The 13,880-nt window shown below is 46.7% G+C and carries 13 protein-coding genes; 4 read left to right on the top strand and 9 right to left on the bottom strand.

Features of this window, described 5'->3' with window-relative positions; genetic code table 11:
- Positions 1–626: 626 nt before the first annotated feature.
- The 3 genes from AC4IE7_RS18550 to AC4IE7_RS18540 all read right to left on the bottom strand — a co-directional run bounded on the left by AC4IE7_RS18550 (position 627) and on the right by AC4IE7_RS18540 (position 3,705).
- On the bottom strand, positions 627–1,022 hold the full coding sequence (locus AC4IE7_RS18550) for a bacteriohemerythrin (protein WP_490778354.1): 396 nt from the start codon (positions 1,020–1,022) through the stop codon (positions 627–629).
- A gap of 490 nt (positions 1,023–1,512) precedes the next feature.
- Entirely contained in the window at positions 1,513–2,931 is a 1,419-nt protein-coding gene (locus AC4IE7_RS18545) for a Glu/Leu/Phe/Val family dehydrogenase (RefSeq protein ID WP_490778353.1), read from the bottom strand.
- An 18-nt stretch (positions 2,932–2,949) separates the two neighbouring features.
- Positions 2,950–3,705 (bottom strand): pteridine reductase, encoded by a 756-nt coding sequence (locus AC4IE7_RS18540; protein WP_490778352.1) that lies wholly within the window; start codon positions 3,703–3,705, stop codon positions 2,950–2,952.
- 62 nt (positions 3,706–3,767) lie between these two features.
- Here AC4IE7_RS18540 and AC4IE7_RS18535 point away from each other — a divergent pair, with 62 nt between their 5' ends.
- Positions 3,768–4,973, top strand: a complete 1,206-nt coding sequence (locus AC4IE7_RS18535; RefSeq protein WP_490778351.1) for a class I SAM-dependent methyltransferase — start codon at positions 3,768–3,770, stop codon at positions 4,971–4,973.
- 367 nt (positions 4,974–5,340) lie between these two features.
- Here AC4IE7_RS18535 and AC4IE7_RS18530 read toward each other — a convergent pair whose 3' ends face one another.
- Both AC4IE7_RS18530 and AC4IE7_RS18525 read right to left on the bottom strand, forming a co-directional pair.
- Positions 5,341–5,616, bottom strand: coding sequence for a hypothetical protein (locus AC4IE7_RS18530; protein ID WP_490778350.1), 276 nt, complete (start codon positions 5,614–5,616; stop codon positions 5,341–5,343).
- Between the two features lie 320 nt (positions 5,617–5,936).
- Positions 5,937–6,260, bottom strand: a complete 324-nt coding sequence (locus AC4IE7_RS18525) for a hypothetical protein (protein WP_490778349.1) — start codon at positions 6,258–6,260, stop codon at positions 5,937–5,939.
- Positions 6,261–7,042: 782 nt separating this feature from the next.
- Here AC4IE7_RS18525 and AC4IE7_RS18520 point away from each other — a divergent pair.
- The 3 genes from AC4IE7_RS18520 to AC4IE7_RS18510 all read left to right on the top strand — a co-directional run bounded on the left by AC4IE7_RS18520 (position 7,043) and on the right by AC4IE7_RS18510 (position 10,123).
- Positions 7,043–8,776, top strand: coding sequence for a vWA domain-containing protein (locus AC4IE7_RS18520; RefSeq protein WP_490778348.1), 1,734 nt, complete (start codon positions 7,043–7,045; stop codon positions 8,774–8,776).
- 163 nt (positions 8,777–8,939) lie between these two features.
- Positions 8,940–9,488, top strand: a complete 549-nt coding sequence (locus AC4IE7_RS18515; RefSeq protein ID WP_490778347.1) for a sigma-70 family RNA polymerase sigma factor — start codon at positions 8,940–8,942, stop codon at positions 9,486–9,488.
- Positions 9,485–10,123 carry a hypothetical protein gene (locus AC4IE7_RS18510; RefSeq protein ID WP_490778346.1) on the top strand — a complete coding sequence of 213 codons (639 nt, stop codon included), beginning with the start codon at positions 9,485–9,487 and terminating at the stop codon, positions 10,121–10,123. The genes AC4IE7_RS18515 and AC4IE7_RS18510 overlap by 4 nt, the downstream gene beginning before the upstream one ends.
- 274 nt (positions 10,124–10,397) lie before the next feature.
- Here AC4IE7_RS18510 and AC4IE7_RS18505 read toward each other — a convergent pair whose 3' ends face one another.
- The 4 genes from AC4IE7_RS18505 to AC4IE7_RS18490 form a co-directional block, all read right to left on the bottom strand.
- On the bottom strand, positions 10,398–10,886 hold the full coding sequence (locus AC4IE7_RS18505; RefSeq protein ID WP_490778345.1) for a thioredoxin family protein: 489 nt from the start codon (positions 10,884–10,886) through the stop codon (positions 10,398–10,400).
- A gap of 45 nt (positions 10,887–10,931) precedes the next feature.
- A complete protein-coding gene (locus AC4IE7_RS18500) occupies positions 10,932–11,336 on the bottom strand; it encodes a thioredoxin family protein (protein WP_490778344.1) in 405 nt (134 codons plus the stop codon).
- A gap of 311 nt (positions 11,337–11,647) precedes the next feature.
- The gene (locus AC4IE7_RS18495) at positions 11,648–12,613 is read right to left on the bottom strand and encodes a complex I NDUFA9 subunit family protein (RefSeq protein ID WP_490778343.1); all 966 of its coding nucleotides are present in this window, start codon (positions 12,611–12,613) and stop codon (positions 11,648–11,650) included.
- Positions 12,614–12,978: 365 nt separating this feature from the next.
- A complete protein-coding gene (locus tag AC4IE7_RS18490) occupies positions 12,979–13,485 on the bottom strand; it encodes a hypothetical protein (protein ID WP_490778342.1) in 507 nt (168 codons plus the stop codon).
- Between the last annotated feature and the right edge of the window lie 395 nt (positions 13,486–13,880).

The raw sequence follows: 13,880 nt of genomic DNA, 5'->3' as shown, positions 1-13,880 counted from the left end.
CGTGCTGAGTAATGGTCAAGTGATGGTGTTGTTAAACACCCCCCTCTCCCACAAGATAGTGTTGAAAAAGCAAGCTGCGAATATTCGAAAATAGATTTTGAGCACAAAAGAATTCAAGTTCTTGCACGTTTAATCGCTTAATGGTGGGGCAGGGCCCCACCCTACGACTACTCAAAAAAGCCCCTCGCCCTTGACGGGAGAGGGGTTGGGGAGAGGGTGTGCGCTATGCGCATATAGAAACTACAGCGTATACAGTACGATCCGATCAATCATTGTTGTGCAGAGTAATGATCAAGAAAATAGTGTTGATGAACCCCCCTCTCCCGCGAGGGGAGAGGGGAGTAGGGGTACAGCCGGAAACATGAGAATGGTTGAAGTTAAAAAGGGAAACAGTGTTCCCAGATACTAATCATCCGTTGAATTTGTTTCACTTGAATCGAATCGACGGGGAGATAAAAAAATACCCCGAGGTGGGGGGACACCCGGGGTATCAAGACGATGAATAGATGATCTATCTGGGACTGCGTACTCTGCTACTGAAATCCGTGTGGGAGAGCAGATCAGAGTCCGTGCATTATGTTATGTTTTGATGCAGCCCAATTCACCTTATCGTATTCAGCGGTTTTCTAGCTACTAAGCGCAGAACTGTAGCCTCTATCGATAACTGGAATATGGTGATCCAGCCAATTTTTTATAAACACCATAGTGCCGTCTTCGATATCCGCTTCACCGGCGTGGAACTTCTTTTGAAGATCGGCGCAGGTCTGCACCAGTTGACTGTGTTCCTGGCGGTGAGCGTCAAGTCCTTTATAGCCTCGCTCCTCCATCAAACGTTCTTCTGATTCAAAATGCTCTACAACATAATCGATAAGACTATCCAGGCGCGTGCCTACATCCGGGCGGGCGCCTGAAGAAACCGCATCATTCAACGCGTTGACACGATTAAACAGTTCCTTGTGCTGGTTATCGCATATGTCAACTTTTGTGCTGTATTTCTCGTCTACCCATTGCATTAATGCCATGTTTAAGTTCCTCTTTAGGTTATTTCCATATGTGTTTTTTATTAATTGCACTGCTGTGAATTTAGAACATGCATCTTCAGGAAAGCTTTAAGTTTTTATATTATTTTGGATCAAGCATTCCGATGCTGTTCTATCATGACTGGTCAGTTATTCACTCAAAGTTATTATTAGAGTAATACGACTATCCGGCACTGACACAGTCAAATCACAGAAATGATTAATAACAAGACGTAGTCGTATTGAGTGAAATCAAGGTGGCGCGTGCGATACTGTTTTTCACAACGCGAAATATACAATTTTGTTTGCAAAGCGTATCCATGTTCAATTTGTCGTTCCCTGAGGGTGTATCAGAATGATCAATCGGACGATAACTTGAAAAACTACTTTGCTATCGCTGCAGGAAGTAAATTCTTATATAAAATTACTCGCTTGTAAAGCGATTGAGTCCACTAAAACAGCAATCTGCTATGAAACTTGATGGTTGCTACAATCAAACACCGATATCTAAATAGGAACGGGCAAGTTTTTGTAATGCGATGATGTAAGCAGCAGTACGATAGTCTTCAATTTCAGGCATACGCTTGCGAACATCTATGATCTCTTGCAGCGCAAGACGCATGCTGTCGTCAAGACCGGAGCGTACCAGGTCAAGCTCATCTGCACCCTTTGAGAGTCTGGTGCTGATCCAATCAGGCACACTCTGGCCACTGGCGTGCTCAAGTGCTGCGACGATGTGGCGGCCACGGGATTCATCCAACCGTCGTTCGATACGTCCGAAGCGCATATGGCTGAGATTGCGTATCCACTCAAAATAGGAGACTACCACACCACCGGCATTCACATAGGCGTCGGGAAGAATGGTAATGCCACGGTTTCGCAGGATTCGATCAGCCTCGAAAGTTACTGGTCCGTTTGCTGCTTCAGCAATTAGTTTGGCCTGTATCTTGGGCGCATTGCTTTCTGTTATTGCAGACTCAATAGCAGCAGGAATCAGTATGTCGCAATCATATTCGAGTATCGAAGCACCATCCTCTATAAACTCACCGCCAGCAAATCCCTTAAGACCACCATGGGCGCAGCGGTGGTAGTAGGCCTCTTCAACATGAATGCCCTCCGGATTGACGATGGCGCCATCACGTACAATGATGCCGATGATCTTGGCCCCATCCTCTTCGGTAAGAAATTTTGCAGCATGGTATCCAACATTACCTAAACCTTGGATGATGATGCGTTTCCCTTCCAGTTCGCCCTCAAGACCACAAGCACGTAGCTCTTCCTTATGACGGAAAAACTCTTGCAGTGAGTACTGTACGCCGCGTCCGGTTGCCTCGGTGCGTCCATTGACTCCACCGTGAGCCACAGGCTTTCCAGTGACGCAGGCGAGGGCATTGATATCCTCGGGATTCAGATGTTTATAGGTATCAGCGATCCAGGCCATCTCTCGCTGCCCTGTGCCCATATCAGGAGCAGGAACATTGGTAGCGGGGCTGAGAAAACCTGCGCTGGCCAACTCCCGGGCGAAACGGCGGGTGATGACTTTTAACTCATCCCGGCTGTAATCTTTTGGGTTAATGTATAAGCCACCTTTTGATCCGCCGAAGGGTACATCGACGATGGCGCACTTATAAGTCATCAAGGCAGCCAGGGCTTCTACCTCCTGCTGATCAACCGATACTGAATATCTCAGCCCACCTTTGGCAGGCAGGCGATGGATACTGTGGACCGCACGCCAGCCAGTGAAAACTTCAACTTTGCCTCGAATCTCCACCGGGAAACTGACCTGTAGAACAGAAGTACAGCTCTTAATAGCGTTGGCGATGCCGGGATCGAGATCCATATAGGAGAGCGCCCTATCCACCATATGATCGACACTTTGTCTGAAATTCAGTCCCGAGATTGTTTCATTCATCTTAGAGTTTCCAATTTCTTATTGTTGCAGTGTTCTACCACCATCAACCGGGATGATCTGTCCTGTGATGTAAGGTGCATCGCGATGTAAGAACAGAAGAGTGCTGACAATATCCGCTTCACTGCCTGGACGTTTCAGGGCAGTACGATCAAGTATCGTTTGGCGCTCTTCATCGCTCAACCCCTGTTCCGGCCAGAGAATGGCCCCTGGTGCAATACCATTGACCCTGATTTCCGGTCCCAGTTCACGCGCCAGCGTCTTTATAAGCATAGCATTGCCTGCCTTGGCAATAGAGTAGATTGGATGGGATTTAAGTGGTCGCAGGGCATGAATATCCACCAGATTGACAATTGACCCCTTATGCTCGCGCAGTAGAGGTGCAGCCGCTTGAGAGAGAAAGAAAGGGGCCTTTAAGTTGCTGCCCATCAGATCTTCCCAATGGGCCTCTGTAGCCTTCTCCATCGGAGTGGGATAGAAGCTGGAAGCGTTGTTAACCAATAGGTCGAGGCGCTGATAGCTCTGCTCAGCCTGATCAATCAGAGCCGATAACTGAGTAGTATCGTTTAAGTCGGCCTGCAGCAGACTGACCGAGTCCGGACGCTGTTGCTCCAGCTGCTGTTTAAGGTTTTCAGCCGCTGTTTTCGAACTTCTGTAGTGGAGCAGTATATCCATCCCCTGATTGTGTAACTCGGTGGCGATGGCTGCTCCTATCCGGTGTGCTGCTCCTGTAATCAAGGCAGTTTGACCTGACAGACTGGAACGGTTTTGCGTCATCGAGGGACTCCGTGGTTGAATGGTAGTGTCTACTCTAACGGATTCAAAAAGGTTTCTGTACTATGCCGGACTGTCTCACAGCCCAATCAGCCAATTCCCGGGCAACCTTGCCGATGCCGGATGCCAAAGCACAAGTGGTAAGCGAACGATTGATGCGTCAAATTCTGCGCGCTATCGATCAATCAGGTGGCGCCATCCCTTTTGATCAGTTCATGGAAATGGCCCTCTATGCGCCGGGCCTTGGCTATTATGTTGCTGGGAGTCGAAAATTCGGTGACCAGGGTGATTTTATTACTGCACCTGAAGTCTCCTCTCTCTTCGCTCAGTGTCTGGCAAGACAGATTGCCCAACTGTTGCCGGCAATGCCTGATGGCGAAATACTGGAGTTTGGTGCAGGTTCTGGCGTACTGGCGGCGGATATGCTGACTGAATTGGCAGCACTAGAACAGCTGCCCTCCCGCTATCTCATTCTGGAAGTCAGCCCAGAGCTGCAAGGACGTCAAAAAGAACTACTGAGAGAGCGGGTGCCAGATTTAATTGAACGGGTCATCTGGCTGGATGCCATGCCCCAGAATTTCTCTGGATGTGTGGTGGCGAATGAACTCCTGGATGCCATGCCAGTCAGCCGCTTTCGAGTTGTGGATGGGCAAGTTGAGGAGTGTTTTGTTGAATTTGATGGGGAGAATTTAAAGGCTTGCTTTAAAACTCCGATCACACCAGGTCTCACTGAAGCAGTGGATCAGTTACAAGGCAATATTGGGCGATTCGAATCAGGCTATATTTCGGAGATCAATCTTCGACAGGCGGCTTGGTTGAAGTCACTATCACAAGCTATCAGGCGAGGTGCTGTTTTATTGATCGACTATGGCTACAGCTGCGCAGAGTATTATCATCCTCAACGTAATGAAGGGACTCTGATGTGCCACTATCGCCACCGTGCCCACAGCGATCCATTTCGCTGGGTGGGTATTCAGGATATTACCTGTCAGGTCGATTTTACATCAGCTGCGAAGGTTGCACTTGAGTCGGGTTTTAGATTGGGTGGCTATACCACCCAGGCTCATTTTCTGATTGCCAACGGACTCGATACCCTATTGGCTGACTCTGATCCTGAAGATGTGGTTCGTCATATGGCCTTGATGCAAGGCGTAAAGCGTCTTACCCTCCCTTCGGAGATGGGAGAGCGTTTTAAAGTACTGGGGCTTTTGAAGGATCTGCAGCTCAGTATGCAGGGCTTTGCCATGCGGGACATGTGTGAGCGTTTGTGAATTTCAATTGTTGGGTGTGGCAATGCTGCACCATATCCAACTGTAACGAAACCACCTGATGAGCAGCTAAACTGACAGCTTGGATCTACAGATCGTGATGGTGCGGCAGAGCCGGCACCCTACACCTTGCACTTATCAAATCGTAATCGTTAAGCTTTTGGTAGATCAGACTCTCAGGATAGACATCCTTTTACATGGTTACGCACAGTTATAGACAAAGTGAAGTAGGGTGCGGCCCTGCCGCACCATGCTGGATAGTACTCCATAGCTTTAAGTATCACCGAAGTTAATGATGTCCCAAATCTTTACTTGACTACTGTCCTGGTATCTCAGGTCTTTTAATTGCTTTTGAAGTCAAGGATTCAGGTTATTTTTTATTAGCAAGTCTTCCTGCAAGTATTGCAATAAAAAAAGCTGAAAATCCAGAAATAATAATATTTCCTGGTTTACTACTAACAATACCTTCACTAATCAAAATAAGAGGGATTGCTGCGCCTATGATTGATACAATTATAGCTCCAAACCACAACTTTCCCCTGTTTAATATTAGATGATATTTTCCCAGGATTGACAAAATTACCCAGAGGCACAGCAAGGCAATAAAAAGATAAAATGAATCCAGACCAAACATGTTGTTAAGCATTACTTAGCTGCAGAGTAGATAGTTGTTGTAGCACTAGTGCCTTCTATAACCAATCCTGTTGTAGTTGCCAACTCATAAATTTTTTGTACATTTCTAGCTAACCCACCAACTGATGTCAATCGGTTGGTTTATGCGCTGTCTTAATGATCTGATAACAAGGGTAGCGAAAAAGGAAGATAGTTGTAGCGGTCGTTCTGGATGGGTAGGTACAAATCTTGAATACGTAGCTAGAAAATCCCATCGCGGCATAATCTCCTGGGAACGAGGACAAGCGACAGGATATGTTACCTGATCAGCCGCAGCGTCTAATAATGTAATTACTAGTCAATTTCGAATATTTTATCGATCATATCATGAGTCATTTCATGCATGTATGATCCGTTGTCATTAATTATAAGCGTCTCTTTTTCTTCTTCGTTTTTACAGAAAGTTAAAAATGGTATAACCGGGTCTCTTTCATTACCCATGACTGTGCTGCCATCAATTATCGAACATACATCAAATGCCAGATCACTAGAGATACTATATATCATCTCCTCATCGACACCATTTAGTTCAAGTATGCGTTTAAAACTGGCAACTATGTTTTTTAGCATTACCACTTGATTCGAATCATATGTTTCATCATCTCTGACTATATTCATTATTTTTCCTTTTATAGATAATTCCAGCTTTCAACGTAAAAAGCGCAATAGCGACTGAATAAGCTGTAGAGTTTTGTATAAGCTCAGAATACATGACATATCACACATCCAGACTACCAAGATATTTTAATACTGTCGGAGACTCAAGTAATAAAACCAATCATTCAGTTTTAACTTCCATGTGACACATTTTAGCCAAGATGGTCAACATCTATATCCAACCATCTAGTGGCGTGAGTGTTTTGTAGAAGCAGCAGACAAAGAAGAGCGCGCCATTGTTGTTCCGGTTACTGAAAAAACGTAACCAGGGCTCTAAGGGTCGACTTAGGCATCATAGATATAGAACCGTCCCAGTTCGTAGAATATTAGAAGAGCATCTGGATCGCGTTTCTAGCCTTGAACATCACTTTTACTCTTTCCCACGATCCAGCGTGGGAAAGAGGATGAATGCTTTCACAGTCTCTCTGCGTGGAAAGGAGGAAAATGGATTCTGATACATAATCCAAAAATGTGCGGTAGGATCGCACCCTACGTTTTAGCATGGCTATTGGTGGGGCGTGGCCCCACCCTACCTTAAACCTGGACAGTGCGCCTTTTGATATTCTGTTTTTCCTGCGCTTCTCGCTCTTGTCGAACCGGGAATTCAAAAGGCGTACTGTTCGAGTTTGTTATTAATTTCAACCCATTTAACCCCACTTCCATGCCATCTGCGTTTTCCCTAATGACACTAACAATTTTTCATCAGCGTCTGCTGTGAAAATCAGACCAATCGGGAGAAGGTAATGAAGTTACATAAACAGATAATCACACTCTCTGTGATCATCCTGACAGGGGGATTGGCTGCCTGCGGGTCTTCGCAAGAGGCACATAAACAGTCCCAAACAGATTCTGGTGTTCTACTGGAGGCTGAAATTCAGAAACGGAGGGTGGTGCAGAGGCCATCACCTCAACAACAACGAATCCTCTATTCAGCTGAAGCGGATGCTCAGTCATCGATAACCTATCCAGCGGCTTCAAAAGCAAAGGAACATCAAAATATGTTTGCTAGAGGCGCAATTCGGCAACCTTCAGCAGGGATCGATCGGGAAAGGTATGGTGAGCTGACGGAAAATGGCGTCCACTCAGTGGCTCAGTCACCCGTCTCTACTTTTAGTGTCGATGTGGATAGTGGGGCTTACGCCCTAGTACGGCGGTTTCTCAGTCAGGGTCAAATGCCGCCCAAGGATCTTGTTCGAGCTGAAGAGTTGATCAACTACTTCAACTATCAATACCCAAATCCAGCACCGAATACACACCCATTCTCTCTAACCACTGAATTGGGCCCTACGCCCTGGAACACTAAAACGAGGCTGGTACATGTGGGTATCCAGGGGATCTCGATGTCGGCAGCTGAACGTCCGGCTGCTAATCTGGTCTTCTTAATCGATGTCTCAGGATCAATGAGTGATCAGAGTAAACTGCCGTTGCTTAAATCTGCGTTTAGATTACTGCTTAAGCAGCTGAACAAAAATGATCGGGTCTCACTGGTTGTCTATGCCGGCGCTTCGGGGGTGGTATTGGAGCCTACGGCCGGTGATCAACAGGGAAAGATCATCAGCGCACTGGAACAGCTTGATGCAGGTGGTTCGACCCATGGTTCAGCGGGAATCAAGCTCGCCTACGAGATGGCAGAACAGGGGCGTATCGCAGAGGGTATTAACCGGGTTATCTTAGCTACTGATGGTGACTTCAATGTGGGAACGGTCGATCACAGACGCTTGATTGAGCTGATTGAAGCTCAGCGCCAGCGAGGTATCTCATTGACTACGATGGGCTTCGGTCAGGGGAACTATAATGACCATCTGATGGAGCAGTTGGCCGATAAGGGGAATGGCAACTACGCCTATATAGATAATATAAATGAAGCACGAAAAGTCCTGGTTGAGGAGTTGAGTGCCACCCTCGAGACTATCGCCAAGGATGTGAAAATTGAGATCGAGTGGAACCCGGACAGGGTTGCTGAGTACCGGTTGATCGGCTATGAGAACCGCTTATTGTCGAGGGAGGATTTCAATAATGACAAGGTTGATGCCGGAGATATCGGCGCGGGTCATACGGTAACTGCACTGTATGAGATAGCCTTGACTGAGAGTGAGGGGCAGCGTTTGTCACCTCTGCGTTATGGTAGCCCCAGCAGCGGTAATCCTCCGTCTGAGGAACTTGCCTTTTTAAGATTGCGTTATAAACAACCTGATCAAGAGCGGTCACATCTGATAGAGCAACCGATTATGATCTCTGGATTGGAACAGAGTCTGGATAATACCAGCGATGATTATCGCTTCAGTGCTGCGGTGGCTGGTTTTTCTCAGCTGCTCAGGGGAGGTCGCTATACTGAGTCTTTTGACTATGAAGATGCAGTAGAGCTTGCAAATGCAGCTCGAGGGGGGGATCGTTTTGGTTATCGGGGTGAATTTATACGTCTGGTCAGACTGGCTGGTAGCTTAGAAGCTTCTCCATTGTCACTGAATACTAACTAGATCATAAATATCTCTACACTCCGCTGACGTGTCTTATTATTTCCTCACTCTGGATCGGGTGAGGGGATAGTGGGGCAAGCGGTTAAAAATTGCGGTATGGAAATGATCGGCAGGTATAAACTTTGAGTTGTATAAGATCTATTTGTTTTGAGGATATCGATGCATGAGTAGCTCAGAGCAGAGTGATGAAGCGCTGTTTCGTCATTTTCGCAATGGCGATAATGGTGCATTTGAGGTGCTTTATCAGCGTTATCGTCAAACGGTATATCTGTTTTTACTACGCAGCTGTTCTGAGCGGGGTGATGCTGAAGAGATTTATCAGGATCTCTGGTCACGCATTATTACTGCAACCAAACCCTTTCAGGAAGGTGCTTTCAAGGCCTATATTTTTCGTATAGCACGCAATCTTCTTATCGATCGTCACCGCCGACACCATTTGACCCTGGTGAAAGATGATCAGGCGCTAGCGGAAGTCGCAAATCCCGGCAAGACACTCGAGGATAAAATGGTAGATGAGGATTGCAGTGACCGCTTGAAGCAGCACCTGACCGATCTGCCTGCCGAACAGCGTGAGGTTTTTCTCTTGAAAGAGGAGGCCGGATTGAGTCTGGTGCAGATCGCTTCAATGATCGACGTTGGAAGAGAGACAGTCAAAAGCCGATTTCGTTATGCCTTAAAGCAATTACGAAATCTGTTGGAGGAGTGTTTGTGAACAGATCACAGAAATTGCCAGATGATTCTCAGCTCACAACACTTTATCGGGCTAGCAGAAAAGAGCAACCTTCTGAAGCGCTGGATCAAGCAATTTTGAGTGAGGCTCGAAAGGTTGCATCCAAGCGCCGCAATCGCTGGATTGTTCCGCTCTCATCCGCAGCATTGGTTCTGTTGGGCGTGGGATTGTCATTGCCTTTGATAGAGTTGCCATATGAACCATCACAGCAGTTAAAAACGCCAACCATACTAAAACAGGATAGCTATCCTGAAGCGGATATCTATTTGAAAAAAGCACCTGTGCCGGCAGCTCCTGCGAGCGCACCCGCCCTGCCTTACTCTATCGAGGAGAGCGCAACCGGTGCCGATTCATCATCCACCATCAGGCGCCAGGCTTTAACCCCCAAGATGACGCGTTCACTCGATACAGCTTCAAATGAGAAGCCAGAGGCTGAATTGCAAGCGTTCGGCGAAACGGGTGCCGAACTTACTCCTGTGGCCTGGTTGAATCAGATTGAGTTGTTGATTGAGTCAAATCAGCTTCAGGCAGCAAAACAACAGCTTGAACAGTTCCGTCTCAGATTTCCTGAGTATCCATTACCTGATTCACTGAAACTATGGCTGATTGAAAATTGAGAAAGGGCCGATATTGTCAACAGAGTATGGTTCATTGTTGAGTTGTGATGCCTGGAGCGAGTTTCACTTTCACGAGACAAATTAGAGGATTTCTGGAGAATCTATGCCCTTATGGTGCGGCAGGGCCGCACCAAGCATTGCACTTCTATTGATTCGGAGATCAAACAGTAATCGTTCAGGAACTGGTATTGGAGATCTACAGGATTAGCGAGCAGACTTATCTATGCTCACGCGGAGAAGTGAAGCCGAAAATAATCAGATCTTTTCAGGTAGATTACTTCCCAAAGCTCTTTTTTGTGGCCTTTTCAATCGCATCCTCGATATAGAAGACCAGGTAGTCGAGGGTGTTGATACCGAGAATACGCTCTGCGGCCTCCCTACCCTGATTGTCCAGGAAGAGTAGGGTAGGGGTTACGAATACCCCATATCGCTGAGAGAATGCAGCTGATTCAACCTGCTTGCCCTGGAAATCGACCACCTTCTCACCGGCATCGATCATCAACTCCCCGACCAGAACCCGGTTCTGAAAATCTTTGTTGGTTTGCATGGGCTGCAGAACTTCACGCTTCATCCGCTCGCAATATTCGCAATGGTATTGGGATATCAGCAGCAGGATCGGCAGTTCTCTTTTTTCAGCTTCCGCGCCAAGTTTGTAGAGGTCATCGGCGACAGGAAATCTGTTTTGATCCGCATTGACTGAGCAGACAAGCAGTAGATTTATAAGTCCGGCTACTAGCAGGGACGCTAAAGCTTGAGGCGACATTGGCTGTCTCGTTCAGGGGTTATTTTTAACCTATGGAGTTCAGGTTTAATTCAGCGCATCGTAGGATGCATCAAGTGATGAGCGAAGAAGCGCCTGATACTCTTCTCGGGAATTATAACCAACAATCGGGTCAGCCAGAGGATTTCCTTCATGGTCGAGAATTAACAGCGTCGGTACTGCAAAGATATGATATCTCTCTTTGAATTGACGACTGCGTATCTTGTCGCCATTGAAATCAGTGATTTTTCCACCGGAAAAGATATCGAACTCCATCACCACGGGAGGCTGCAGGGAGATTGTCTTTGAGAGGGGCTGCAGGATCTCCTGCTTCAATCGTCTACAGTAACCACAGGTCTCAGACTCAAAAACCACCACGATTGGCGTATGGTTTTTTTGCGCTGTCGTAGAGATATCCGACAGGTTAGTGGTCGCGAGTATGGGATCAGCCACAGACAAACTGCTGCTGATTAGTAGGATTGTTAAAAATATGTACTGCTTGATCATCAGTAATTACTGCTAGTCGATGATTTGAAAGAGCAGTATATATAGTTTTTCTAATATTGCAATTATTCGGTCTATATTTTGATGGCTATGTAAAAGTGACTGGTTTTGCTTTTCAGGTAGGAGCCAGGCTTGTCATCAAGCATTTTGCTAAGGTTATCGAGCAAAATGCATGCTGTAGCGTGATTCACCCAACAGGTGACCATGTGCATCGAAGCTATTTTCTACAAAATCAGGAACCTGCTATTAGAATGGAGCGGTCAACTGATTTTTTTAGGTTTAATAACCTGGCGATAGCGGTTGAAACGGCTGCGATATCCCTGCTTGGCTAAATAGCAGGGTACCTGGCTTTGGATGGATTGTGGCGCTACACCCAACTCGATGAGTCCATTCCTGCTACAGATACTGTCGGTCTGCAAGGATTGATAGTTGTCCATCGTGAAGGGTTTGCCTGGCAATTTTCCAAGTACGATTGCTTGTAATTGTGAAAGCGTTGGATTCAGTGGCAGGACTATGCGGCGGAGACCTAACTGGTTGGCGGTATACTCGACCAGCTCTTTCAGTGTATAGACTTCAGGGCCGCACAGGTCGTAGTGGGCGCCCGTGGTATCAGGATTTTCAATTGTGCGCGTGAAAGCTTCAGCTACATCGCCAACATAGACCGGAGCGAAACGGCTATGAGGTGAGGCCAGAGGAAAAATCCAAGGTGAAAGCCTCAGTAAGGCTGCGAATCTATTGAAAAATGAGTCATCTGGCCCAAAAATCACTGAAGGCCGGAAGCTGGTAACCTTCAGGGCAGAACTGCCGTGGGTGTGGGCCCTGTTTTCTCCCTCCCCCTTACTGCGTAGATATTCGCTCGATCCCTTTCCTGCATCAGCATGTAAGGCGCTCATGTGTAGTAGCCGGGTGGCTCCGCTCTTGATGGCTGCTTCCACGACATGGTCAACCAGATCGATATGAATACTCCTGAAAGTCAGTTTACTCGATTCGTTGAGCACGCCAATCAGGTTAATAATGGTCTGACATCCAGAGAAGTGCTTTTGCAGGGTGGGGGAGTCGAATTGTGAAGCCTTGACCAGTTCGATGTTGGGGTGAACCTTTAGTCCTGCATGGCGATGTGGGTGTCGGCATAGCAGTCTGCATGGGTATCCCCGTTTGCTCAAAGTCGCAACTAGCCATTGGCCAACAAAGCCGGTTCCGCCAAGTATGCAAATCCTGTTCATCATCTTTTCCCTGTCGTCTGACCATGCCATGATTTTAGGGTTTTGTGTATATCAGATTGTCGCCATTCATTCATTACGGATCACTAAGTATGGATTTAATTGCAGCTGAAATTTCGAATCAATGTGGTATCTCACACAAACCAATGATTGGACTTGGGAAGAGAGGCCAGTATCAAACACGCTAATGCGAAGCCCGAAGAAGTGTTTACGATATCCAAATTGATGTTTGCGCCAACACTTTCCACTCGCACGGGAACAGTTTCCTTTGGCAATAGACAGCGCCATATAGTTGCAAGCAAAATATTAACCGGATTGAAGAATATGGCAATAGTTTGAGATAAACATTTACAGGAAGCGAGTATTGAAAACTATTCTGAATCGGTTTCAGGCTGTTGTACAGGCTCAGTTTGAGGAATGAGTGCGTAGGGTGGAACAGGAATTGGGAGTTGTTTAAACAGCAAATAGTTTCCATGTTTGTCCCGCATAATCATTCGGCCGCTCTCCAATACAAACTGATACTTTTGAGTTAACCCGGATTCAGGATCCTGCATCAGCAACAAATCACCATCAATATGGTAACGCCCATCCTGGTAGGTTTCAGCGTCAGCATATATACGGAAATAACCATACATCACCAGCACAATTTCACCACCGCGGCCTAACCAGATACCGTCAACTTCAGATTGCATTGGATCCTGATAATAGGGTTCGGGGTCATAAAGGGGAGGGCGCTGCTCAGAATAGTAGCCTTCCGGGTAAGCGGGAATTGTCGGTGGTCGGTAGCTGCGAGAACGATTCCAATTGTTGTAGCTCCAGTCATCTCCACGTTTGTACTGATGGGCCAGGTTACCCATAGTATCCATCATACTCAGCATCGCTCTGCTCATGATCCGGGCTGGAGATGTATCTGCTGAACACAATGGGATCACCACTGATAGTACGATCAACAGCCAGATAGAGTAATGATGAGTAGGGAGTTTGAATGCAGGCATTATATGGTCCTACCTTGATGCGGGAGGAAAACGACACTCTCCCGATTTTGTAAATATTGCTTTAAGGTACAAGTCACTGGCGTAAACTATTTATTGGTATTGAATATCTCAAGCTTCTCCATTGTGGCTGATATCAACACGAATTAGTGAGAGGTGAATAGTACCTTTTCAGGGGTGATATCCCCCCCGCGCATCATACTATGGCGCAAGTCTAATAATAGCAATCAATATGGCCCACTAGATGCCCCTGACAATTTAATTACCCTAAATAGGGGCTC

This window comes from Candidatus Thiodiazotropha sp. AKAK3 (genome assembly GCF_058244645.1).
The sequence above is the reverse complement of the archived record's forward strand: the minus strand, read 5'-3'. Positions and strand labels throughout refer to the sequence as shown.

Bases quoted from the DNA above. Each gene is read 5' to 3' on its own strand.
- AC4IE7_RS18515 (WP_490778347.1), top strand. From the start codon at position 8,940: ATGAGTAGCTCAGAGCAGAGTGATGAAGCGCTGTTTCGTCATTTTCGC.
- AC4IE7_RS18545 (WP_490778353.1), bottom strand. From the start codon at position 2,931: ATGAATGAAACAATCTCGGGACTGAATTTCAGACAAAGTGTCGATCAT.
- AC4IE7_RS18550 (WP_490778354.1), bottom strand. From the start codon at position 1,022: ATGGCATTAATGCAATGGGTAGACGAGAAATACAGCACAAAAGTTGAC.
- AC4IE7_RS18525 (WP_490778349.1), bottom strand. From the start codon at position 6,260: ATGAATATAGTCAGAGATGATGAAACATATGATTCGAATCAAGTGGTA.
- AC4IE7_RS18495 (WP_490778343.1), bottom strand. From the start codon at position 12,613: ATGATGAACAGGATTTGCATACTTGGCGGAACCGGCTTTGTTGGCCAA.
- AC4IE7_RS18530 (WP_490778350.1), bottom strand. From the start codon at position 5,616: ATGCTTAACAACATGTTTGGTCTGGATTCATTTTATCTTTTTATTGCC.
- AC4IE7_RS18540 (WP_490778352.1), bottom strand. From the start codon at position 3,705: ATGACGCAAAACCGTTCCAGTCTGTCAGGTCAAACTGCCTTGATTACA.
- AC4IE7_RS18520 (WP_490778348.1), top strand. From the start codon at position 7,043: ATGAAGTTACATAAACAGATAATCACACTCTCTGTGATCATCCTGACA.
- AC4IE7_RS18535 (WP_490778351.1), top strand. From the start codon at position 3,768: ATGCCGGACTGTCTCACAGCCCAATCAGCCAATTCCCGGGCAACCTTG.
- AC4IE7_RS18505 (WP_490778345.1), bottom strand. From the start codon at position 10,886: ATGTCGCCTCAAGCTTTAGCGTCCCTGCTAGTAGCCGGACTTATAAAT.
- AC4IE7_RS18490 (WP_490778342.1), bottom strand. From the start codon at position 13,485: ATGCTGAGTATGATGGATACTATGGGTAACCTGGCCCATCAGTACAAA.